We start from the raw sequence: 26,395 nt of genomic DNA, 5'->3' as shown, positions 1-26,395 counted from the left end.
CTCATATTAATTAAAGTCATTCATGCGATAAATAAAACTATTAAAAAACACTTTCCCCCGCTCATCATTCACATTATAGGAGTAAATGCCTGTACGAATACCTTTCCAGTCTCCACTATGCAACGAATATAAATCACCACAGGCCATAAAATCCTTTCCATTCGCACTATAATAGAATTGATGAAGATTCTCCGGAACATTGAAACGAGCCTTCAGAAATATCCTGTTACCCTTCCATTCACAAATAGTCTTTGCTACCCCATTCTGCTCCAAATATACATAATTTTTTCCTTTGATGCGCGTTATCCCCGCTCCATTGAATACATTGCCGATTCCCAATATTCCTGCACGTTGCCCGTCGGCTATTTGCTTGATGTCTAGTTCCGTTACAGCTTCACTAATATATCCCATACATTTCTGCGTCATCATGTTATGTGCCTCACGTAAGTTTTTCGCTTTGGTCGAATGAATCATCATCCAGCCTTTACGTTCAGACAAACTCCAGTTTTCATCATCCGGATTATGATTAAATTGCCACTGATATCCCAGCTTTTCCGTTGAGAAATCATCATCCGTTTGAGGTAAGAACCGATCAGACATCTTGTTTATGTTCGGTTTTGTCCAAGTGCGCACAGGTTCACCGATACCGTTCATATCTATATCAACTCCGATCATAGGCCAATCTTCTTTCCAGCAAACCGGTTGAAGATGTACGACACGTCCCAGAGGTTCCGTCGCCTGAAAATGATAGAACCACCATTCACCGGAAGGGGTATCTACCAGGGCTCCCTGATGAGGACCGTTTACATTAGTAGTGCCTTGTTCTAATACGACTTTCTTCTCATAAGGTCCATAAATGTTCTTTGACCTTAAGATTGTCTGCCAACCGGTGCTCACCCCACCTTCTGGAATACTGATATAATAATATCCGTTCATCTTATAAAACTTTGTACCTTCTGCAACCGGTCCGGTATAAACCGTGACTCCTTCATCCAATAATTTTCTGCCGTCCGGACTCATACGGTGAACGATAATAGGTCCCCCTCCCCACTGGCTACGCCCTAAATAAGCTTCTCCGTTATCATCCCACAAAGGACATGGATCTTCCCACCTTTCGGCAGCCTCAATCACATGCAGCAGCGACCACGGACCTTTAGGGTCTGTCGCATAGCTCATCAACAGCCCCTCATGAGGAGTACAGACAAACATCCAATATTTATCATCATGAAAACGTAAAGAGGGTGCCCACGAACCGGCTCCGTATCTCTTGTTATGATTCCAGTCATCATGGAAAAAACGAGAATAGATTTGAGAAATCACTTTCCAGTTTACCATATCATCCGATTCCAGAACCTGCATGCCCAAATAATGAAAATCGGAACAGATCATATAATATTTCTCCCCTACCCGAATCACATCCGGATCAGAGTAATCCGCATTCAAAATAGGATTAACGTACGTCCCGTTCCCCTGATCTCCCCAGCTCATTGTTTTCTTCTGCGCGGAAAGGGAAACAGATATCAGCACCACTAAAAGAGAGATAGAAAATCGCATCATAGTAAGACAGTGTTTAGTTTATTTATAGAATCTGAATAATAAGACATCCCTAGCCGGAATTGTATAATTCATACTTGTTTTAACCTCTACTTCACGGTTTCTCCACAGCTCTTTCACTGTATATTTTTTATTTGCCTTCAACCCAAGCCTATCCAAAGACACCGTTCCTTCCACTTCTTCATCAGAATAATTGAATACTGCATAATCACAGCTTCCGTCTTCATTGAATCTCATAAACTGGTTTTCCGAAGCCTCTCCATTCCCTTCTACGGGACGAAACGCTACCCCCGTTGCAACACGATTTATTTCTTCCTTAGTCAACAGACAAAGAGATTTGCTTTTTGCCGATGCATCTCCTTCAACACTGAAATCATCTCCCAAGATATATAATCCCGTAATAATCCCTGAAGTTATCCGGGCGCGGTTCTCTCCTTCGGTCGCATCTTTCAGAACAATATGATCGGCGTCATTATATTGATAAATCAACTCCTGCCACCAGCCATAGGATACGGCATTCATCGTATATTCCGTATCTTTTATCTTATTCCAAGCATCACAGGCTATCCGTCGCGACTGCGCATATTGGGAAGGAAAAACCGGGGATATAGATAAGTTGATATACATATCCTCAAAATACTTGTTCAGTAACTTCATTCCGTAATTATATCCCTGTATTCCTGTCCGGATAGTATCACAGTACCATTGATCGGCTTCCATCGATCCGTGAGTCATAAAATCCATCTTGACATACTCAAATCCTGCCCGGCGGAACAAATCCGATTTGTTTTTCATGGCAGTCTCTACCGCAGGATGAGTAGGATCCAATGCATAAGCTCCGTCCAGTTCCTGTGGTACCCCATTTGCATAAAGATACACATCCTTATATTTATATTCAGGACAATCCTCGAATACCCTCTCCGGATTGCGCCCCCAATCCGTAAAAGGCGTCCAATAGACTCCCGCTTTCTGTCCGTTATCCCTACATTTCTTCACAAAAGAAGCCAACTGTTGTTCCGTGAAGCTATTCCAGCCAGAATCCAGTCCTATATACACTGCACCTGCCGGATTAACAAAAGACCGGTTTTGCAAATGATCTTTTATATATTCCGAAACCTCTATCGCTTTCTGATATGTCAAATCAAACTTCAAAACTCCCCAACTATTCCAACCGAAAGGAACAGCTCCCTCCCATTTCCGGGGAGGAGTGATGGTAGCATTCGCCTTCGCGTATGCTTCCAACCCGTTCCTCCAATCCGAAAAGTAGCCAATAAAGACTTTGGGTGACTTCAAACACCGTCCCACAAGGCTCCCATGAGGTTTAGAATCTCGTGTATATTCATCCGCCACGCCCCCATAGCAACATAAACTCCCTCTGTTATATAGAGAACTTTTACCTATTGAAACTACAGTTTTCCATGTATCGTGCTCTACCGAGCCGACAATTATTCCATTCCGTTCTTCATTATTAAAAAGGGCTGTCACTTCATAACTCGTAAGTTGTTCAAAAGGCAAAGGCACCGAATGATAACGTCCCCATTTATCATTATCAAACGGGACTTTTAAGACACGGCTATCTTCATTCCACTTAAGAGAGCTATTCGCCAGTGAGTCAATAATAAGCGGAGCCATATAGTTGGAAGATAATTCCTGATCGCCCTCTACTGTAAAGTCAGTCAATATGTAGTCGTAATCCGGATAAATATAAAAGGTATGAACAAGCATAGGAAGAACAGAATCCGTATAGACAACCTGATATAAGTATCCTTTTCCAAACTCATCTTCATACTTCCGGGAAAATATCCGGTGATTAGGATAATCACAAGACTTTATCAGACTCTCCTTATATTTAAAGGAAGAATAAACAGAACCGCAAAGAGGCAATGAATTCTTATAAATATCAACTCCTCCGGAGCGACTATTATAAATAATCTCCCAGTCTTTTACCTTTAAACATTCTGAAGTAGACCGGCTACATCCCGAAAACTGGACGGCCACCAATAACAGAAACATACAGAGAAACATTCTTCTACATTCTTTCTTCATAATATCAGCATAAAAAAAACACTGCAAATTTAAACGATGCAAAAGAAGAGTCCTCCTATAAATAGGACATAAAATATAATTTTTGACGCAAACCGACGGATACCCCACTACAAATCCGCAAATTTTACATCTTTGTCTTCATTTATTTCATTTTTAAATAACTGTCAATATCAATCTTTTCCTTCCCGCCCAAACTTTGTTTCTCAAAATCCTTAGGTGACATACCAAACTGCTTCAAAAATAGCTTGCTAAAATAAGACGGCGAATTAATGCCGACCATATAACAGATCTCTCCAACACGATATTGCCCTGTTTGAATGAGTTCCGCCGCTTTTCGCAAACGTATCAACCGAATAAAGTCCACAGGAGAAAGATTGAATAACATTTTTATCTTACGCAATAGTCCGGAACGGCTCATACACAAGATATCCGCCATACGTTCCACATTAAAATTCTCATCCGTCAGATTCTCGTTTATGATTTCAATAACTTTATCCATAAATTCTTCATCAGCCTTGTTCACCTGCATATTATGTACAGGGAAGAAAGGATGTTTGGAGAATGCTTCACGTTCCTTTCTCCGATTATTCAGCAATGATAAAATCTGAACTTTCAGATAATTAAACGAGAAAGGTTTTTCCACATAAGCCTCCGCCCCCATTTTCAAGCCTTTTATCTTACTATCCAAGTCATTCTTGGCTGTCAGGAAAATAATAGGTATATGGCATAATTCCATATCCGACTTCAATGTCCGACACAATTCCCAGCCGTCCATAACCGGCATCATCACATCGCTTATCACTAAATCGATTCGCTTTTCTCTCAATATATCTAATGCTTCCTGACCATGATGAGCCACTTCCACTATAAAATTCTCCTTCAATCGTTCCAGTATGAAGTTCAACATATCATCATTGTCTTCAACCAGCAGAATCGTATATTTATCTATTTCCTCATTCTCCACCAAACCGTCATCCGGCAATAAACCCGGCAACGAATCCGCCACTTGTTGCTGTTGTTCCACCTGACCGGTCAAACTAAGCGGAAGTGTCAGCACGAATGTATTATATGCTTCGTCCGCCATTTCCAGATACAGTTTTCCTTTATTCAAGGCAGCCAATGATTTAGCCAAAGATAGCCCGATTCCTATACCTTTCGCCTTTTGCATATTAGATTCCATTCGATAGAAAGGAGTAAATATCTGTTCGCGCATATCTTCCGGAATTTTCTCTCCGTCACTCACCACGCGAATAGTCAGAGTTTTCTCTTTCTTCTCCAACTTCACCTGTATTTCTTTCTTCGCATATTTCAATGCATTATTCAGCAGATTGCTGACTATCTTTGTGACAGACTCCTTATCGACGACAGCTGTAATCACTTCCTCTGGAATTTGGAGAGCCAATTCCTTCTTTTCGTATTGTATGGTAGGCTCAAAACGTTCACAGATTTCATTCAATAACGACGTTATATCTACCGTTTCAAATTTGAGTTTCAGTTTATTTGCTCCTATCTTCTGGAAGTCGAGCAATTGAGCGACCAAATCCAAGAGACGTTTTGTATTCTGCGCAATGACATTCAAGTTCTTGTTCAGCTTTGAATCTTCAAAATGCATCTCCCGGATCACCTCCAAAGGGCCGTTAATGAGTGTCAACGGCGTACGTATCTCATGAGCAATTTCGGTGAAGAACTCCACTTTCGACTCGTAAAGTTCTTTCTCCTTCTGTATTTCAAAAAGTTTCTGGTTCTCCGTCATTTGCCGTTCCTTACGTCGCTTATACCAAGAGAAACAAGCCCAAATAAAAGATACGAAAATAAAGATATAGCAACCATACGCCCATACGGACAGCCACCAAGGAGGCAAAATAACAATAGACAAAGAACGCTTGGCCAACCGACTGTTACTATTATCGGCCTGTATCCTAAAAACATACTTACCCGGTGACAGTTTGGCATACGAGATATTCTGATTACTAATCGCCTTTATCCAATCCTTGTCCAACGGATCCAAACGGTAATAGTACTGATTAGATTTTGTGGTAGAGTAGCTCAACAAAGCAATATCAAAACTGATATTCGACTGATTGTAAGGCAGGACTATCTCTTCCGTACCTACAATATTCTTCTTCAAAGGAGAATTGGGAGTATGTACCGTTATTTCTTTATTGTAGATGCTGAACTTTGAGATATAAATAGGAGAAGGAGGAGCCAACTGTTGTTGGGGGATATTCGGGTCAAAAGCAATAAGCCCATTGATTCCTCCAAAGAAAAACCTGCCGTCGCTTACCTTTAAAGCCGATTTGTAATTAAACTGGTTCCCCAGCAATCCGTCTTTGGTAGTAAAGACACGAATATCTTTCGTCTCCGGATTGAATTTCACCAGCCCTTTATTAGTCCCGAACCAAAGGTTATGAGCATCATCTTCCAATATCTCATAGGCCACATCATCCGGTAACCCTTCTTTTATAGAAAAAGAAGTAAAATCATTCGTCTCTGCATTATACCGGCAAATGCCACCTCTATCAGTCGAAAACCATATCCCACCCTTACTGTCCTGCATGATCGAACTGACCGAGTTCGAACTTAAGCTGTTAGGCTCACCTTCCTTATTGATATACTTTTCGAAAGAATTCGCCTGCGGGTTATGTTTCCAGACTCCACTGCCCATAGAAGCAAACCACAAATTACCTTCACGATCTTCAAAGATGTCGAAAATCCAGTCATATCCTACTTCATTCACTTTCGAAAATGAAAAAGAATCCTTATCCGCCATAAACAAACCGGAACCGGTTCCTATCCATTTGCATCCTTTCTTATCAATACAAAATGCCCAAACACTTCCCTCCTCAATATTCAAAGATCTGTCTGAATAATGAATAACTTCCCCTGTTGGTTTTATCACATCAACTCCATCCTTGAACAGCCCGCAATAGATGTTCTCCCCATATATGGACATATTCAAAATAGTCCGGTTCTGTTGTTCCTTACCATTTGATTTCATCCGTGTGATTTGTCCCGATGCAGATAAAATATTAACGCCTCCGTCTTCTGTTCCAATCCATACATTCCCTTTCCTGTCCTCAACCAATTCGCGTATCCTTTTGGAACTCAACGAATGCCCGGTATTCAAAGGAACATATTTTTCAAAAATCAACCCACGATTAGGCAAGTAATTAACCCCTCCGAACATAGTGCCTATCCACATACCACCTTCATCATCCTCATACATTGTATATATTATATTGTCAGACAAACTGAAAGGCTCAATAAGATTGGACTTTAAATGTACCACAATCCCTTTCTTTTCATTAATAATATACACTCCTTCATGAGTTCCTGCCCAGATTTCATCTCCATGCATTAGAACATTCCTGACAAATGTATGACTGACGTCTGCAATATCCAGACTACGAAGAATGTTTTGACAGGGATGATACTTCATAATACGCCCATTCTGGATAGCCATTATCAACCAACCGTCACTCTCACATATAGAGTTGATAGAAAGTGCAGTCAAAGAATTATTGTCTTTATCTACTTTATACTGCTCAAATTTATCTTTCGCAGTGTCATAACGGAACAGGCCCGCGCCCCAGGTTCCCACCCAAACTTCTCCCTTCGAGGTAACATGAATGCAATCCGGAGTTTCCTTTTTAAAGTTATTTCGGTCTATAATTTCATAAAAGTATAGTTTTTTATTAGCGTACCTGAACACTCCCTGATCCGGTATCACCACCCAGATATTCCCCACAGAATCGGCAACGATATTAGACACCCAATTATCCAAACTGGTACCAGATTCTGCCTTATCATCCAAAACAGTAAATGTATCCAGCATCATATCATATAAATACACTCCTCTATCAGTACCTACCCATAACTTCTTATCTTTATCCTCAAAAAGAGCTGAAATATTATGATTCCCTTTCTTCGCTACGTAATCATCACAATCAAGTTGTAAAATAGAAGTACCATCATAACGATTCAATCCATTCTTGGTACCAAACCACATAAATCCATAGCTATCCTTCAAGATAGCCTTCACATGGCTTTGTGACAGTCCATTATCACCTGTTATATGCAAGAAAGAGTAGCTAGAATAATTATTGGATATAGCAGATAAATGTAATAAAACCAATAATAAAGTCAACAGTGTCTTTTTCATATCATTCATATTATTGTGGTACAAAAATACGCAAACGCACGAAATATAGGCATTTTAAATGGTGAAAATTTACATTTGCGTCATTTTTGTTAGTTATTGACGCACCTGTAATTCTACCGCTTTCCGAAACAGACTACATTTGTGTGTTCAATCATAAATTTATCTATCAATGAAAACTATCGAGTACATGAAATTTACATTAATCCGTTATTGTTGTATAATAGCAGTATTTATCTTTCCAGAAATCCTGTCAGCCAAAGAACCTAATCCGCCCATAGAATTATGGTATGACCAGCCTGCGGATGAATGGATGAAATCGACTCCTGTCGGAAACGGACGCTTAGGTGCTATGGTTTATGGCGGAGTATTGGGAGAGATTATCGCCATAAACGAATCCAGCATGTGGTCCGGAGCTCACGATCCGTACCAGGAACAACCTTTCGGAAAAGAAAAGATGAAGGAGTTACGGCAATTATTCTTTGACGGAAAACTAGTTGAAGGAAATCAGATTGCCGGCGAGAAACTGAGAGGGCTACTACATTCGTTCGGTACCCATTTACCTATCGGAGACTTGAAACTAAGTTTCACATATCCTGAAGGAAAAATAACCAATTATAAACGTTCATTGAATATGAATCAGGCATTGAGTACAGTTTCTTATAAAATTGGAGCCATACAATACACTCGTGAATGTTTTGCGAGCAATCCGGACGACGCGATAATCCTCCATATGTCTGCCAATAAAAAAGGAAGTATCACAGCCGACTTGTCCCTTGATCTGCTGCGGGAGGCTTCTGTGCAAATAAAAGATCAGCAGATAACTTTTGAAGGAGATGTATCTTTTCCCAAACAAGGTCCCGGCGGGGTTTCCTTTATAGGCAAAATATCCGTTATTGCTCCCAAAGGAGCTTTTCAAACGAAGCTGGGGTTACTATCCGTACAAAATGCTGATGAACTGACTATTATTATTGATGTACGCACCAACTACAAGAATAATCAATATAAGCAATTATGCGAGCAAACAATTAAAAATGTAGAGATTCAAGCATATAAAGAACTCAAGTGTAAGCACATTGAAGATTTTTCTCCTCTGTTTGACCGCGTCTCCCTCACCCTCGGCAACAACCAGTATGATAAACTCCCTACTGACAAAAGGTGGGAACGTATCAAATCGGGCGCTACTGATCCCGGACTTGATGCAATTTTCTTTCAATACGGACGTTATTTATTACTCGTTTCCTCACGAGAAAACTCTCCGCTACCCGTAGCATTACAAGGTTTCTTCAACGACAATCTGGCATGCAACATGAGTTGGACCAATGATTATCATCTGGATATAAACACCCAACAGAACTATTGGATATCCAACATCGGAAACTTATCGGAATGCAACATTCCCCTTTTCAACTATATTAAAGATTTATCCATACACGGCACTAAAACCGCACAAATAGTATATGGTTGCAAAGGTTGGACAGCACATACAACAGCTAATATATGGGGATGTACAGCACCTTCAAGCAACATAGGCTGGGGACTTTTTCCCACAGCCAGTTCATGGCTTGCCTCACATTTATGGAGTCAATACGAGTATACATTGGACAAAAAATTCCTAGCCAAGACAGCCTATCCTTTATTAAAGGGAAATGCGGAATTTTTATTAGACTATATGACGGAGGACCCCAACAGCGGTCATTTGGTCACAGGTCCCAGTATTTCTCCTGAAAATAATTTCCGTTACCAAGGCACTACTTTATGTGCCTCAATGATGCCCACCTGCGATCGCGTTTTAGCTTATGAAATATTCCGTTCGTGCATACAAGCTGCCCAAATACTTAATACTGATAAAGCCTTCAGCGACAGTCTAAAGAATGCACTGAGCAAGTTTCCTCCAATTCGTTTACGTGTTAACGGAGCGATTCGTGAATGGTACGAAGACTATGAAGAAGCTAGTCCCAATCACCGACACACTTCTCATTTGCTGGCATTATACCCCTACAATCAGATCTCATTGACAAAAACTCCGGAATTAGCAGCAGGAGCAAGAAAAACAATAGAAGATAGGCTTAGCGCACCAGGCTGGGAAGATGTAGAATGGAGCAGGGCCAATATGATTTGTTTTTATGCCCGGCTCAAAGATGCTTCTAAAGCGCATGAGAGTATTGGTATTTTAGTTGGCGATTTTGCCCGCGAAAATCTGCTGAGCATATCTCCAGCAGGCATTGCAGGAGCGCCTTATGACATATTCATTTTTGACGGAAATGCAGCAGGAGCTGCCGGTATCGGTGAAATGCTTATTCAAAGCCATGAAGGATATATTGAATTCCTTCCTTGCTTACCGGAACAATGGAATAAAGGGAGTTACAAAGGATTATGTGTCCGTGGTGGCGCGGAAGTTTCAGCTGATTGGAACAACTCTATCATCAGTTATGCTTCGGTTAAAGCTACTGTTGCAAACTCTTTCTCCATAAAAATACCTCAAAACAAAAACAAACCTTACAAAATCCTGCTCAATGGAAAAACAATCGAAACGGTTCCTGACACTCACCATATTGTAACTATATCTATGAAAGCCGGGGATTTATTAGAAATCAAATAACCGAACAAACAACTATCAGATTATATACCGACAAGTTACCTGTTTGTCAGTTAATTAAATGAGACTTTACAGGAAGGAAAGCCGGTATAATTAGGGATATTCAGTAAATGTTCCTCTTTCTCATAAATCAAGAGAAAAGCTTTACTTTACGTGAGCTTTTCTCTTATTTTTTTCGGTCAGCTCCCCAGTCTTCCCTCCTTTTTTATGGAATATTATTTACATATTTTTATTTTTTCTCCCAACCTTGCATTATGTACATGTCTTTTTTAGGGGAAGTTAAAACCTCTCCTGTTTTCCTCTTATTTTAGTCAGATTATGATTGCCTCTCTTATTTTCTTTTCAACCTTTTTACCATACATACCACATTGACCGTATGTATCCAAAGAAAATCCAAAACATTTCCGTTTTCCTGTTTCTGACCTTTATCCTGGCCAGTGAGTAATGTTTCTGTGTTCCAATTAAATTAGAATACCGATATTACATAGAAAGCCCCGGACGAAATTTCGTCCAGGGCTTTCTATTCATTTACTTACGCTCTTTTATTTAACCTCTATGAGTTCAAACACCCGACTCGCATATTCTGAACCCAAAGGAACTTCCATTCCTGTACTCATCAGAATACTACCTGCCACCACCTTGTCATGCAAATAACACGGATTCTCGCCTTGCGGCAAATTCAGTTCGCGAATACGATAATTTTTGTTCGCATCCAGTCCGGCCATACGGAAACGAGGTAATACCTGATTCATATAATGTTCAATTTTATAAGCAAAGAATACGGCACGATCTTTCTCTGGAGTACAATACATCAAAGAAGCGACACCCAACTTATCAAAAGGAGAAATTAACCGGTATAAATCTCCGAACTGCACAACCGGACGGATTTCCTTATAAGTAGCAATCGCATGTTTCGAGAATTCTTTCTCCCCGTCGGACATGGTATTTGGTTGAATTTCCATTCCGAGACGACCGCTCATAGCAACATCAAAACGGAATTTCAAAGGGATTACCCGTCCTGTCTGATGATTGGGAGAAGCACTTACATGCTGCGCCATAGCCATAGAAGGATAGAAATAAGAGGTGCCCCACTGCATAAATATACGCTGCAACGCATCGGTATTATCACTCACCCAGAACTCATCAAATCCGGGCATCACTCCATAATCAACACGACCGCCGCCTCCACCACAGGCCTGCATCACCAGATCCGGGTATTTGGCACGAATACGTTCTACCGCCTTCTGCAATCCACGATGAAAATCAATGTATATATGAGATTGCTTGTCTTTAGGCAGATAAGGAGATCCGTAATTTACCAAAGACGCATTAGCATCCCATTTGATATAGGCGATATCAGGATAGTTGGTCATTAAATCATCGACTACCTGAAATACAAAATCCTGCACTTCGGGATTGGACAAATCCAACAACATCTGCGTACCACCGCGGCCATAACGAGGATCACGATTGGGAACTTTCAATACCCAATCCGGGTGTTTCTCATACAACTCGCTGACAGTATTGGCACTCTCCGGTTCAATCCAGATTCCAAATTTTATTCCATGTTTCTTTGCTGTCGCAATCAGACCGTCCACTCCATTAGGCAACTTCCGTCTGTTCACGACCCAGTCACCCAATGATGAATGATCATTATTTCGCGGATACTTGTCACCAAACCAACCATCGTCCATAACAAACAACTCACCTCCCATTGCAGCAAAGTCTCCCATCATCTGGTCCATTTTCTGCTCGTCAATGTCAAAATAGACACCTTCCCAACTATTCAACAGAATGTCACGAAGTTTATTACCACCATGAATCTGACCGTTACGCGCCCAACGATGAAAATTACGACTTACGCCACTCAACCCCTCTTCACTATAAGTAAAAGCAAGTTTAGGGGTTACGAAAACCTCTTTGGGTTCCAATTTATATTCGGATGCTTCATCGTTGATTCCTGCCAGGAAATTATGAGAATAATTATTATCTGTATCAATACGAAGTTTGTAATTTCCACTCCAACACAAGGCGGCTCCAATCATACGCCCCGTGTTTTCCTGCGGACGCCCATCCAGAGAGAACATAATCTCCGCATGGTCTCCCTGGCCATTGCGAGCTCCATCCATATTCTTTATTGTTTTCATACCCGGCTTCAATGGCTCGGAAGTAACGTCCGATTCTGCAATCCAGCTTCCATGTAAATGTGAAATCCATACGTCTCCTCTACGGATAGGCATACATCCCGAATCAAATCGTTTCAAGACAACCACTTTCTTTTCTGTATGGGAGATTTCCGCCCACATCTCGATGATATCTGAGTTATTATAGGCTTTGTAGTTCATCTTCACTTCAAACGGATAATGTTTATCTCTTAAAGTCACCACTGTCTGTTCTCCGTTTTCTACATTTTTTGTCGTTACATCTTTCACGATAAGATCCAAAGTCATATTTCCATCCGAATGTACCACTTGGAGTGCTGTAGCCGACGAATATTCCGAACCGAACGTCGGATATGCAGGTCTGTTCAGACCTGCCCATATATCATGGATTTGATTTATTTGATCCGGAGTTATCTTATCACCGTAATATGCAAACCGCAAATCGCCATCGTTCTGTGCAGCAAACAGCAACGAGGTATTTTTAGTCGAAACCAAGATATTCCGGTCCCATGCATACATTGAGACCACACTCCATATACACGTCAATATCACAAAAAGAATTTTCTTCATCATACTTTATTTATATTTAATTAATTACAACTCTTCCCCGTCTATTGCAGTTACTTTTTGCACTGTAATTTCCGCAATTGCACCCAAATGAGGCGCCCCATGTCCGCTAGTGCATATTATCTTTAAATAACGCCCTTTTTGTTGTTTCTCCAACATACTATTTATGACATCATTCCATTGCATTCCATTCTTTTGTAATAGTTCTATCTCACCAACATATATCCACTGATTTCCGTTTGGATTTCCAGCAGTAAACTCGTCATCATCAGAGATATAATAACTTATACCTTTCGTATAATAATTATTCTCACGAGACATGGCCCCCAATTTTCCTACCATAAGCTCGTCCTTCATGTCTATTACAAAAGTGAAAGGATAGGGTTTCTGCTGCCCTTCTCGATAATTAGAATGCCAATATGAAGAAGGGTTATTATCAATAATATATTCTGGTTTTCCTTCTTCCGGATCGGTGTTATCATAATACAACAATTCCCAATTTTTTCTATCCGCTTCTTCCATTGTGTACACATGTGGAAAGATCATCCCCGTCTCATCCGAACGTACCCATGGCGTATAAAAAGCATCAATACATTTTTCCTCTGGAAAATAAGCAGACCTGAATTCAACATATCCTCCCGGCTTCGCTCCCGGACAATCCAGAGTATTTTGAGTAGCATCCATTTTTACCACTACTTCTTCACCATCTATATTCGTATATTTCACTTCAGTATATATCAAGCCCTCCGAAGCAATATTCCACTCAATGATTCCTCCATTACCACTCGACAACATTTTACTAATACGTCTTTGGGATAGACTAGCCTGATATTTTTCTCCATAAGAAGTTCCTATACCTGTAGTTTTTAAAGATGTATGTCCGTACGAGTCTTGCAATTCGACAGTAAACGTATATGACTTTTCTTCCATATCATCCAAAATTACTTTTCCTTTTTCTATTCCGGAAGAAAGTTCTAACGGAACAACACGCGTTCCGTCGCCATTATCCCAATAAACATTCATATATTTTACATTTGGTGCTTTCGATATCTCATAATTCAATTCAACCCGATTCTTCCCAGCAATAAAAAATATCGTATCAGGCATAGGGGCATAAATAATCTCTCCCCCCTGAATAAAGACCTTATGTGTATCCATCACATCGTCACAGGCTGAAAAACTGAATAGACACAACAACAATATTAACAAATTATCATATATTCTTTTCATAATTATCAACAATATTTTATTCTACATTGGGATCTCCGTAAAACGTAAATTCAGCAGGATGACAGAATGTCGAACTAGTCCATACTCTTATAAATTTAAGTCTAAGATACCGTATAGGCTCCTGATCGATATCAAAACTAAAGTCATGACCTTCCTTAAGCGCCTCTATATCTTCATCCGTATTGGTGCCAACCGGCATTCCGGACGGTTTAATAACTTCACAATCCAGCAATTTGGTCCATTGCCCCCAATCACCGTCTCGTCCCGGTTCACTAGCAGAACAATAAACTTCAAATACCCGTGGATTTCCCCAACCATAAGGTTCGTTATTACGCTGATAAAGGACTATACGACTGAGTTTTACCGGTTCTCCCAAATCAATAGTGAATGAAGCCGGCATCGTTCCGTTACTGCTATGCCCGAAAGTCTCCAGATTATCATCAATCATATGCTCATTACTACCACCAAAATCATTGAAAGGTGTATCATTATTCAGTATCATGACTCTCATTGCCGATTTATTCAGTTTCTGCTCATACATAGGAACTATCTGAGTCTTCTCACCTAATTCATTACGAGGATAAATCGTGTCTGACACATTTCCATAATTATCACGCACTACGGCTGCAAACCAACGTGGTTCGACATCATACCCCCTCAAAGCATAAGTGCCCGTTTTTGATGCAGTTGTCATTATCTTCATGGCAATCATATTTCCCAATTCATCATTAGTCAACAGTTCCATTGTTATTGATTCACGCTCATCGTTGGCCCAACTGTATTGAGCTCCACCAAAATCACGTATAATTTTCATACTTTTTGAAACTTTACTGATAGAAGATTCCAAGGGAGTAAAAGTCACAGGAACAGGTTCCGACAATTCCATTGCACGATTCACCGTGTATAGTATTGCTTCATGTTCTTCCATATCATCATATCCCATAATTCGGACTTCATTATTATAATAAGATGAAATAACCTCACGCTGCTTTCCGTCAGCCAATGAATAAACGGCCTTCACCCCTAAAATATCTTCTACATCAGGGACACGATACGATATGACAACTCCTCCGGAAACCGGTTCAATACCAATTTCTGTCGGTACAGCCGGTTTACCTAAACTTTCTGTAATCGGCTCCATCTGCTTTTCCGTGCAGGACGCCAACATCATTAAGGATAAAGTGATTAATATATATATATTTTTCATAATGCTCATAATTTAATAATTACCACCATGGATTCTGAACTAACAGAGGATTCCTTATAATATCACCATCCGGTATCGGAGCGAAATAATCCCTGAGAGTAAATTGCTGATTATATATATTAGTAGGAATATAATAATCTTCTGCAGTTTCTCCATTCAAAACATTCCATCCCTGTACAATACGGTTCAACTCTTTTTCTGCTGTCTTCCAACGGCGAATATCCCAATAGTAAGATCCCTCACATGCCAACTCCACCTGGCGCTCACGATGAATAATATCTCGCATCTGAGACTTATGAGAAGGATAGTCTTTATATTGTTCACTCGCATATTTGATATATGTTTCTTTAATTCCTTCCAATCCCGCCCGCTTTCTTACTTGGTCCAAATAATCATACACTTTCGCATTTGGTGATTCTTCCACTTCATTCCATGCCTCCGCCGCCATCAGTAACAGGTCGGCATAACGCATATCCGGAAAAGGGATAGAATAGAAAGAGACATTATCACTTCCCGTAAAAGCAGAACGTAAAGTAACCAGTTTCTTGGCCCAATAACCAGTAACATTATACCAAGTTGAATTCCAAACTGAAGAGAATTCACCAAAACGATTCCTAGGATATCGATAAGCAGCTTGTGATTCACTTTGGTCACCAGCCGGATCACTATATGAATTTCCGTACCAAACTCCTCTATCAAAACCTACTGAAGCATAGAAACGAGGCTCACGATCAAAATTCATTCCAGCCGTAGTTTCATTTTCAATCACATAACGATAATTATAATCAAAATCATAATGCTCTGTAAACTCGACATTGTCCTTCGAGTATTTTACAGGAAAATACATTCCATCTTTATAATAACTCGCATCCTGCTCGATAGGTAACCCATTCTTTGTATAGAAAACATTGACCGTAGAAAACGGAAGACTAATGGTAGCAGATGTTACAGCTGTGCCTCCATCTTCTAATCTGGGAAGACACGAACTCTGAAACCCAGGATCTAACATTGAACGGGTACATCCCCATATTAACTCACAATTCCACGGTTCGGCAACAGAATTTCTAATCGTGTTGACCAGCCTTGTTTCATCTGTCAATAACTGAGATGTAATATAATCCTCTTTTTGATATAAGCGAATTCCTGCTTCCGTGCAGGCATTAATTGCATCCTCACAGGCATCCGCCGCCAATTTCCAACGCCCTTTATCTTCGATCTGATTAAAGAATGGTTCCTGATTATGATCTAAAAAGTCATTATAATTTGTATTTCCATTAAATAATGGGCTTGCCCAATACAATAACACCTTTGCTTTCAAAGTGTAGGCTGCTGCCTGTGTAAAACGCCCTAATTCTGTAGCTCTATTGGTAATGATTACCGGAAGTGATTGGCTATCAATAACCTCCTGTAACAATTCTAAAACATAAGCAAAACAATCATCTACTTTTTCACGGTATACACGTGCTCCTTGCGTAGATTCATCTACTGCAACATTAACACGCATCGGGCAAATGGGCCCATAATACTTAATCAAATAAAAATGCAAATAAGCTTTTATTAACTTTACTTCTGCTTTCATCCTCTCACGTTGATATTGCTGCAAATCGGTCACTCCGTCAATGCCTTCTAGAAAATCATTACAAACACGGATAGCAGCATAGCAACCGTCAGTTCCCTGCCAATAATCGATCACATTGGAGGAAGCACTGTTTTGTCCCAACGCCAACTTCATACATGCATTGTTTACCATATCAGTAGTAGTATTATACACCATCTCCATAGCTCCCACCAATCCCGGATTCCGATTAGTTTCTCCCAAACGCGGTAATCCACGATAACAAGTTGCCAAATAACGTTCAGCGGTATAACGATCAGCGAACATACTGTTCACTGTTACTGTATCATCAGGCATTATATCCAAATAGTTACATGATGAAACGGATAATGCCATACATATACCGACTACATATTTATAAATTGATTTCATTTTCTATAGTATTATTTAATTAAAACCCAAGATTCAACCCAACATTAAAAACCCTTTGAAGAGGATAGTTCAGGCCACTACCAGCCAACTCTGGATCCCACATTTTAAATTTACTCCAGCACAACAGGTTTGTGCCACTGAAATATAAACGTAAATTATTCATTCCTAATTTCTTCATCACTTTCTGTGGGAAGGTATAACCAATTTCAACCGACTTCAAGCGCAAGAAGCCTGCGTCTTGCAGCCACCATGTACTTGGTTGATTATTATTTTCATTAATTCCATTTTGCAAACGGGGCCAAAAAGAATATGGGTTAGGATTGGTTTCAGACCAATAACTATTTGCAATATCTTGAAGCACTACATTCGCACCAATCAATCCGTCACCACGAATATTATGGAACGGAGTTATCTCCGGTATATTAAGCAGGAATGACTGACGTGCCGATCCCTGAAAGAAACAGGAAACATCCACTCCCTTATATCCTACCGATACTCCAAAACCGTAATTTATCTGTGGAGTGTTCGGGAAACCAATCGTAACCTTGTCCAACTCATTAATTTTGCCGTCATTATTCACATCTCTATATTTAATATCACCCGCTGTATAGTCACCAAATTGTATCGGTGAATTCTTTACTTCCTCCTCATCAACAAAAAGACGTTCAGCAATATATCCTCCAATACGTCCGATAGATTGACCTACAGCTGAGACCCAAGGTGTATCTGTATAATCCGGTTCTTCCCAGACCAACACCTTACTCGCTGCATATGTAAATGTTCCTCGAGCTTGTATCCATAAATCCTTATTTAAAATTTTATCATAATTAATTTCCATATCAATCCCGCTACCTCTTGCTTCACCTAAGTTGGCCTTTACTCCCTGAGTAATACCAGTTGTAGACGGAATTGTACGCCCTAACAATATGTTATCACGTTTTTCATGGAAGTATTCTATATTTCCCCCTAAACCAAATGTGGTGACAAATTCAATACCGGTATTCAACTTATATGATTTCTCCCAACCAATTTGATCATTCGCATAGCGGTTTACATAAAAGCCTCCACCAGGGTTATAGTCCAGTCTTTCTCCCCAGTTCACTGTATTGTCAGCACCATTATTTACATCTGACATATAGTAAAAACGATCTTCATTATTACCTATCTGATCATTACCTGCCATACCATAAGTGGCCTTTATTTTAAACTGATCAAATATTCCACGCAAAGGCTTAAAGAACTGTTCGTTTGATAACATCCAGCCTGCGCCAATAGAAGGGAAAAAACCCCAACGATTATTCTCCGCAAAACGTTCAGAACCATTATAGCCAAAGTTTAATTCCAGCATATAACGATAATCATAATTATAAGCCATACGTCCCGCAAATCCAATGTTGCGATTGGGTAATGACAATTGCAAACTATTTATATAGGGATTAGACTGTTTTGACTCACGCATTGTATAAACAAACAGCCCGTTTACACTATGTTTCTCCTTAAATAAACGTGAATATTCCATTGCAGCTTCCAGATAAAAAGCTGTATTGATATATCTATCTCCAGATGAATAATTCAAACCATCACTTCCACTCTTTAATCTTTTCAACGTGTAGCTTCCGTCCAATAATTTATAATTTGAAATACCATAATAGAATGGGGTCCATTCACGCTTTGCCGAAAATTCAGCATAACGATCTATATTCACAAATGCTCGTGCCGAAAGTCCCTCTGTTATCATATCCAACTTTTGTTTAAAACCTAACTGCGCGAGCATCGTATTCTTACTGTACTCACGATACCCTCTCTGCACTTGTGCGTATGGATTTACATAATTGCCATCTCCGTAATTACCATATAATATATGTCTTACGTTCGAATACTGTTCATCTGCCTCATAATAAGGTTGAAATAGCACGGGATTGGCTTGCATAGCCATGCGATACACTTCCGTACCTCCGTCAATCGGGCCGTTATAATCATCGAATGAAGCGCTTAATTTCAAATATAATTCCGTTGATTTAGTCAGATTCAGATTGATATTTGAACGGAAAGCATATTTTATCAGACTAATATTATTATTGTAGTTATTCCTCTTATCTACTTTTATATTACCATTGTCATGAGATATATTAGCTGCAACATAATAGCGTGCCAATGGACCACCACCACTCAAACTGACGTTTGCACGTTGATTGGAGGTCACGTCCTTCAACATTGTATCGTACCAGTTGATAGCAGGAAACAAATGAGGATAACGCCCGGCAGCAGTCATACCTATTTTTTCTTCCGAATACATAGCTAATCCCATTGGATCACGAGTCTTAATAGCTTCATTTTGCATACGCATATAAGTGACCGGATCTGCAATCTTCACACGTTCTGTCGGAGATGAAAAAGAAGTCTCTACACGAGCATTGATGGAAACCTTTCCTTCTTTTCCCTCTTTAGTAGTCACTAAAATAACTCCATTTGCTCCACGTGCTCCGTAAAGAGCTGTTGCCGTCGCATCTTTCATTATAGAAAAAGATGCAATATCATCTGTATTCAAACGTGCCAAATCATCTGTAGTTAGTTCTATTCCATCAATTAAAATTAAAGGATCTTTTTTAGCATCCGCCCCGAAAGTTGTAATACCACGAATAAAGAAATTCGCATTATCCTGTCCAGGCTCTCCACTAGGCTGAAAAGATATTAAACCTGCAACACGACCGGCAAGAGCAGTAGTAAGATTACTACTTGGAACCCTTAACTCCGCAGGTTTTACCGTAGTGATAGAAGCTACCACACTTTCCTTTTTTTGCTTTGCAAAAGCAACGACAGTGACTTCGTCCAACTCGTCTGTTTTAGGTTTCAATGTAATTTTCAGAAAGTCCTCTCCATTGTATTTAACCTCCTTCGTCTCCATTCCGACAAAAGACACAATTAAAATACTACCTACCGGACAATTACTGAATTCAAAATTACCGTCCATATCAGATATTACTCCTTTAGTACTACCTTTTAACTGAACTGTAGCTCCTGGAAGTGGCTCTCCCATTGCATCAACAATTTTACCCTTTAAGTTCTGTAATGTAGCCTGAACAACACTTTTAGGCATTTCTGCATTTGCAAAAGCAACAGAATGCGGTAATGTAGAGATTAAGATTAACAGGAGAACGCCGACTATTCGCAGAAATAGAAACTTCTTCTCCTTCATTTGTTGTTTTTCATGAGACAATCCATTGTATTTATTGTCTCGTTTCATTCGTAAATTTACCATTGCATTAGTTTTAAGAAACGTTATTTCATTCATATTAAATTATGGTCTCTTATTAGACTAATGGCAAATGTATAGAGTTTATTTATCGTAAGCCTTCTGTAAATAAAGAAAAAAATAAAACTTTTACATCAAAAAGATTATAGCAATACATAAAAGACACAAATATTTCATTTTTTGATGCATTTACGCTAAAACAGAAAATACTATCATCACTTATAATGAATAGCATTAGTAATATAGAAACTTCAACTCCCCATAAAAAGTGCTATTTATACAACTAAGACACAATTAAAAAAGAGGTTTGCAATCACTTATATAAATTAAAGTGATTGCAAACCTCTTTTTATAATCAAACACTAATTTTATCAGGTGTTATTTATCAGTTTAATGTGAACGCCTGGGAACCGATCAAGTTGCCGCCTTCGAAAATATCCACCCGATAGTTTCCGGCGTACAAGAATTCTTCCACATCCCAAAACACATTCACATTCTGCTCTTCGCCATTGTACTCGATATACTTCTTGATGGAATAGGTCAATGTTCGGTTTTCATAAGGGAAAGTATTGGATGCGCTCTTGGTCAACACATCATTATCCGGTTTGGTAATACGTATATAGACAGTACGCTCTCCGTTCTCAGCCGTTATATTCTTCACAATAGTAAAGCTGATAGCCAATTTCACGACATCTTTCACTTTTTTCGCCACTTTACCGCGTTTATTGCGTGGTTCGACACGAATATTGGTCGCATCAAGCTGGGCTGCCAACGTCACTTTCTTATCCAGATTCTTCTTTTCTTCGGAAAGGTTATCAATCTGTCGTGAAGCCTGATTGTATTTCTGGGTGACTTCCGCGATGACTTGTTTCTGTTGTGCCGTCAGTTTATTCAGTGAATCTATCTGATTGATATAGCCAATCATTACCTTGCGCAAGGTAGCCAATTCCTTCTTCAGACGACGAATCTCCGTCGCATTCGAACTTTTCACTGTACGGAGTTCTTCCAATAATCGCTGAGTCTTCAACTGCTCCTGCTCCAGCAACTGAGATAAAGAGTCATTGGAAATTGTCATCTTTAACTCATCATATTGTTGTGCAAAACGAGTATATTCGTTTTCCAGATCCTCCTTATCTAATTGGAATTCCTGTACCAACTCCCGGTTAGCCTGTTTTTCAGTAAATAACAGATAGGTAACACCGATAATTGCTATCACTAATACGGCAACAGCCGCAATAAGAATGCCTTTTTTGTCCATAGTTCCAGTACGTTAATTGATAACCGCCGCAAAAGTAATCATTTCGTAATAGAAGTCAAGCAGAAAAGCAGAGAGTTTTTTATATCCCCTCTGCTAATCCATACAATTTTAACTTATTGATGGGTAGCGATCAAAGAATAGACTTGTGCCGAAGTATGTTCACGAATACTTTTTGAGATATTATCAATTTTTCTGTTAGCAACACCGCTCTCCCAATCGGTCAAGTCCTTACCTTTTTCAAGAGATAACGTATTATACGTCCACGACATTTCTTGCTATTGTATGATACGAACGTTATTTCTTTCTCTGCCTACTATTATTAATCTCACTGCCTATACTTATTTCGTTTAACTATAGTCTTCCTTGCGTATGACTATAGTTATGCGCAAAGGAGACTATAGTTATGCGCAAGGGAGACTATAGTGCAACGAAGTAATAGTAGCGGACGAAGTAAATCCGGATAGGCAAGCAATTATTAAATTATCATACCTATTATATTATTGGGAACTCAGACCTTTAACTAAAATTATTACGGAAAAATTTCTTTAATTAGGATTATCGTTGTAATTTTGTCGCGCTAAAAGATAAAACAAATTATCAACTTTTTAAATATATAGTATTATGTCAAAAGTAACCGTAGTAGGCGCAGGTAACGTAGGTGCTACATGTGCAAATGTACTTGCTTTTAATGAAGTAGCAGACGAAGTAGTAATGCTGGACGTTAAAGAAGGCGTTTCAGAAGGTAAAGCAATGGATATGATGCAGACTGCTCAATTGCTGGGCTTCGACACAACAATAGTAGGCTGCACTAACGACTATGCTCAGACTGCTGATTCTGACGTTGTTGTGATTACTTCAGGTATTCCTCGTAAACCGGGTATGACTCGTGAAGAACTGATCGGTGTGAACGCTGGTATCGTTAAATCGGTAGCACAGAACATCTTGAAATATTCTCCAAACGCTATCCTTGTTGTAATTTCTAACCCGATGGACACAATGACTTATTTGTCATTGAAATCTTTAGGTTTGCCGAAAAACCGTATTATCGGTATGGGTGGTGCCCTGGATAGCTCTCGCTTCAAATATTTCCTGGCTCAGGCTTTGGGATGCAATGCTAACGAAGTAGAAGGTATGGTTATCGGTGGTCACGGTGATACTACTATGATTCCGTTGACTCGTTTCGCTACTTACAAAGGTATGCCTGTAACCAACTTCCTGTCAGAAGAAAAACTGAACGAAGTAGCTGCCGCTACTATGGTAGGTGGTGCTACACTGACTAAATTGCTGGGTACCTCCGCATGGTATGCACCGGGTGCAGCTGGAGCATTTGTAGTTGAATCCATCATCCACAACCAGAAGAAGATGATTCCTTGCTCTGTATTCCTGGAAGGCGAATACGGCGAGTCAGATATCTGTATCGGTGTTCCTGTTATTCTTGGCAAAAACGGTATCGAAAAGATTGTTGAACTAGACCTGAACGCTGACGAGAAAGCTAAATTTGCTGCCAGTGCTGCTGCTGTTCACAAAACAAACGCTGCTTTGAAAGAAGTAGGTGCTCTTTAATCCCCTTTTACATTTATATATTAAAAGGCTGTTCTTCATTTCAGAAGAACGGCCTTTTTCTTTTCACCGGAATCACTAATTTTGCTATATTTCTAAAAAAAGCTAATTCTTTTTGCTTTCTCATAGAAAGCACATACATTTGCATCGTTGTTTATGCAATTATTGTTTAAGCTAACAAGTACAAATAAACAGACTATTTCCATAAACAAATTACATAAGAACAGGGTTATTTAAATAGAAGTATCACCTTATTAATATGCAAGATGCGATGAAAAAACTATTTCTCCTGACAATTCTATTGCACCTGACTTTTATAGTAAAAGCGCAAACTTCACTAAGCTTGGATAGTTGCCGGGCATTAGCGCTTACCAACAACAAAGATTTGTTGATAAGCCATGAAAAAATAAATGCAGCCCATTACCAACGAAAGGCGGCATTTACCAACTACTTACCCAACTTTTCGGCAACCGGAGCTTACATGAGAAATCAAAAAGAATTCTCTCTATTGAACAACGATCAGAAAGCGGCACTCTCCGGATTGGGAAGTAATCTGGCAGGTCCCATCGGGCAAGCCGCAGCCGGAATTATAGCAACTTATCCCGAACTGGCTCCACTCATATCCTCATTAAGCGGAAGTTTACCGGCAGCCCTCGACCAAGCAGGCAATTCTTTGGTGGACGCGCTTCGTACAGACACCAGAAATGTATATGCCGGAGCCATCACATTAACCCAGCCTTTATATATGGGCGGTAAAATCCGTGCTTATAATAAAATAACAAAGTACGCCGAAGAGTTGGCACGCCAACAACATAATGGCGGTATGCAGGAGGTTATCATGAGCACCGACCAAGCCTATTGGCAGGTAATCTCACTGGTCAATAAGAAAAAATTGGCAGAAGGTTACTTAAAACTTCTGCAACAACTGGATAGCGACGTTGAGAAGATGATCGCCGAAGGAGTAGCAACCAAAGCGGACGGTCTTTCCGTACGCGTCAAAGTCAATGAAGCGGAAATGACACTAACTAAAGTGGAAGACGGATTGAGCCTTGCCCGAATGTTGTTGTGTCAACTATGCGGTCTCGATCTGAGTTCACCCATCACGCTGGCGGATGAAAATATGGAGAATATTCCATTAATTCCGACAGACACTCATTTCGATCTGTCCACCGCATACGAGAACCGTCCGGAGATACGCAGTCTTGAACTGGCGACACAAATCTACAAGCAGAAAGTCAACGTAACCCGCGCCGAACATCTTCCGTCTATCGCATTGATGGGAAACTACATGGTCACCAACCCTTCCGTCTTCAACAGTTTTGAGAATAAATTCAAAGGTATGTGGAACGTAGGTGTCATGGTGCAGCTTCCTATATGGCATTGGGGAGAAGGTATCTATAAAACAAAAGCTGCCAAGGCCGAAGCACGCATCGCCCAGTATCAACTTCAAGATGCACGAGAAAAAATAGAGTTGCAAGTCAATCAAGCAGCATTCAAAGTGAATGAAGCAGGTAAGAAGTTGGTTATGGCTTCCAAAAATATGGAAAAAGCAGAAGAAAACCTCCGTTATGCGACGCTTGGATTCAGAGAAGGCGTAATTGCCACCAGCAACGTTCTCGAAGCGCAAACCGCCTGGCTATCCGCCCAATCTGAAAAGATCGATGCACAAATAGACGTGAAGCTGACTGAAATTTATCTGAAGAAATCATTAGGAACTCTTCAATAAGTGGAGAGTAAAAAGTGGAGAATGGAGAGTTGAGAGTAAAACTCATTATCTGGTAATTTATAAATAGTAATTTAGTAATTCATTATAATATGGTAACTACAAAATCACAAAACAGCAATATGCTGCTGGCTTTTCTTACTTTACTCGGAGTTATTGCAATCGTTGCAGTAGTTGGCTTTTTCATGCTTCGCAAAGGCCCTGAGATCATACAAGGGCAGGCAGAGGTTACCGAATACCGCGTTTCAAGCAAAGTTCCGGGGCGTATTCTGGAATTTCGCGTGAAAGAAGGTCAAAGTGTAAATGCCGGTGATACACTGGCTATTTTAGAAGCTCCTGACGTCATGGCAAAAATGGAACAGGCGCGTGCAGCCGAAGCCGCTGCGCAAGCACAGAATGAGAAAGCAATCAAAGGAGCCCGCAAGGAACAAATCCAAGCTGCTTACGAGATGTGGCAAAAAGCACAGGCAGGTGTTACTATTGCCGAGAAATCATACCAAAGAATCAAAAACCTGCATGAGCAAGGAGTTATGCCCGCACAAAAGTTGGATGAGGTAACCGCACAGCGTGACGCCGCCATCGCAACCGAGAAAGCCGCCAAAGCTCAATATACAATGGCTAAGAACGGAGCCGAACGTGAGGACAAAATGGCTGCGGAGGCTTTGGTGAACCGGGCAAAAGGTGCTGTTGCCGAAGTGGAATCGTATATCAAGGAAACCTATCTTATAGCGCCTGCCGCCGGAGAGGTTTCTGAAATTTTCCCGAAAGTCGGTGAATTAGTGGGTACAGGAGCGCCAATCATGAACATAGCCGAACTGAACGATATGTGGGTAACATTTAATGTGCGCGAAGACCTCCTCAAAGATTTGACTATGGGAGCCGAGTTTGAGGCAATCGTACCCGCTCTGGATAATAAAACAATCAAACTCAAAGTACATTATCTGAAAGATCTAGGAAGTTATGCCGCTTGGAAAGCAACTAAAACAACCGGACAGTTTGACTTGAAAACATTTGAGGTGAAAGCTTCCCCTATGGAAAAAGTGGAAAACCTCCGTCCGGGAATGTCGGTTGTCATTGACAAATAAGAAGT

The 26,395-nt window shown here is 40.1% G+C and carries 14 protein-coding genes; 4 read left to right on the top strand and 10 right to left on the bottom strand.

Annotated features, from left to right (window positions below):
• Positions 1-6 precede the first annotated feature (6 nt).
• The 3 genes from ACNOGP_RS07645 to ACNOGP_RS07635 all read right to left on the bottom strand — a co-directional run bounded on the left by ACNOGP_RS07645 (position 7) and on the right by ACNOGP_RS07635 (position 7,762).
• The gene (locus ACNOGP_RS07645) at positions 7-1,557 is read right to left on the bottom strand and encodes a glycoside hydrolase 43 family protein (RefSeq protein ID WP_418214463.1); all 1,551 of its coding nucleotides are present in this window, start codon (positions 1,555-1,557) and stop codon (positions 7-9) included.
• A gap of 18 nt (positions 1,558-1,575) precedes the next feature.
• Complete coding sequence (locus tag ACNOGP_RS07640; protein WP_418214462.1) at positions 1,576-3,600, bottom strand: alpha-galactosidase; 2,025 nt, start codon at positions 3,598-3,600, stop codon at positions 1,576-1,578.
• 142 nt (positions 3,601-3,742) lie between these two features.
• A complete protein-coding gene (locus tag ACNOGP_RS07635; protein ID WP_418214461.1) occupies positions 3,743-7,762 on the bottom strand; it encodes a two-component regulator propeller domain-containing protein in 4,020 nt (1,339 codons plus the stop codon).
• Positions 7,763-7,949: 187 nt separating this feature from the next.
• Between ACNOGP_RS07635 and ACNOGP_RS07630 the strand changes: the two genes are divergently transcribed.
• The gene (locus ACNOGP_RS07630; RefSeq protein ID WP_418214460.1) at positions 7,950-10,361 is read left to right on the top strand and encodes a glycosyl hydrolase family 95 catalytic domain-containing protein; all 2,412 of its coding nucleotides are present in this window, start codon (positions 7,950-7,952) and stop codon (positions 10,359-10,361) included.
• A 539-nt stretch (positions 10,362-10,900) separates the two neighbouring features.
• On the opposite strand, the gene ACNOGP_RS07625 is transcribed toward ACNOGP_RS07630, so the two are convergent.
• The 7 genes from ACNOGP_RS07625 to ACNOGP_RS07595 all read right to left on the bottom strand — a co-directional run bounded on the left by ACNOGP_RS07625 (position 10,901) and on the right by ACNOGP_RS07595 (position 22,291).
• Positions 10,901-13,090: an alpha-galactosidase gene (locus ACNOGP_RS07625; protein WP_418214747.1), complete on the bottom strand. Its 2,190-nt coding sequence runs from the start codon at positions 13,088-13,090 to the stop codon at positions 10,901-10,903.
• 24 nt (positions 13,091-13,114) lie between these two features.
• Positions 13,115-14,317, bottom strand: a complete 1,203-nt coding sequence (locus ACNOGP_RS07620) for a DUF4998 domain-containing protein (protein ID WP_418214459.1) — start codon at positions 14,315-14,317, stop codon at positions 13,115-13,117.
• A 16-nt stretch (positions 14,318-14,333) separates the two neighbouring features.
• Positions 14,334-15,524 (bottom strand): DUF5000 domain-containing lipoprotein, encoded by a 1,191-nt coding sequence (locus ACNOGP_RS07615; protein ID WP_418214458.1) that lies wholly within the window; start codon positions 15,522-15,524, stop codon positions 14,334-14,336.
• 19 nt (positions 15,525-15,543) lie between these two features.
• Entirely contained in the window at positions 15,544-17,511 is a 1,968-nt protein-coding gene (locus tag ACNOGP_RS07610; protein WP_418214457.1) for a RagB/SusD family nutrient uptake outer membrane protein, read from the bottom strand.
• Between the two features lie 19 nt (positions 17,512-17,530).
• Entirely contained in the window at positions 17,531-20,608 is a 3,078-nt protein-coding gene (locus ACNOGP_RS07605) for a SusC/RagA family TonB-linked outer membrane protein (RefSeq protein WP_418214746.1), read from the bottom strand.
• A gap of 541 nt (positions 20,609-21,149) precedes the next feature.
• Positions 21,150-22,022 carry a hypothetical protein gene (locus tag ACNOGP_RS07600; protein ID WP_007764368.1) on the bottom strand — a complete coding sequence of 291 codons (873 nt, stop codon included), beginning with the start codon at positions 22,020-22,022 and terminating at the stop codon, positions 21,150-21,152.
• A gap of 113 nt (positions 22,023-22,135) precedes the next feature.
• Positions 22,136-22,291: a hypothetical protein gene (locus tag ACNOGP_RS07595; RefSeq protein WP_418214456.1), complete on the bottom strand. Its 156-nt coding sequence runs from the start codon at positions 22,289-22,291 to the stop codon at positions 22,136-22,138.
• A 352-nt stretch (positions 22,292-22,643) separates the two neighbouring features.
• On the opposite strand from ACNOGP_RS07595, the gene mdh reads away from it, so the two are divergent.
• The 3 genes from mdh to ACNOGP_RS07580 all read left to right on the top strand — a co-directional run bounded on the left by mdh (position 22,644) and on the right by ACNOGP_RS07580 (position 26,390).
• Positions 22,644-23,585: a malate dehydrogenase gene (gene mdh / locus ACNOGP_RS07590; protein WP_007749415.1), complete on the top strand. Its 942-nt coding sequence runs from the start codon at positions 22,644-22,646 to the stop codon at positions 23,583-23,585.
• Between the two features lie 268 nt (positions 23,586-23,853).
• Entirely contained in the window at positions 23,854-25,308 is a 1,455-nt protein-coding gene (locus ACNOGP_RS07585) for a TolC family protein (protein WP_186927428.1), read from the top strand.
• 89 nt (positions 25,309-25,397) lie between these two features.
• Positions 25,398-26,390 carry an HlyD family secretion protein gene (locus ACNOGP_RS07580; protein ID WP_418214455.1) on the top strand — a complete coding sequence of 331 codons (993 nt, stop codon included), beginning with the start codon at positions 25,398-25,400 and terminating at the stop codon, positions 26,388-26,390.
• Positions 26,391-26,395: the final 5 nt, after the last annotated feature.

The organism is Bacteroides difficilis (assembly GCF_048319815.1).
Taxonomy (GTDB): Bacteria; Bacteroidota; Bacteroidia; order Bacteroidales; family Bacteroidaceae; genus Bacteroides; species Bacteroides zhangwenhongii.
The sequence above is the reverse complement of the archived record's forward strand: the minus strand, read 5'-3'. Positions and strand labels throughout refer to the sequence as shown.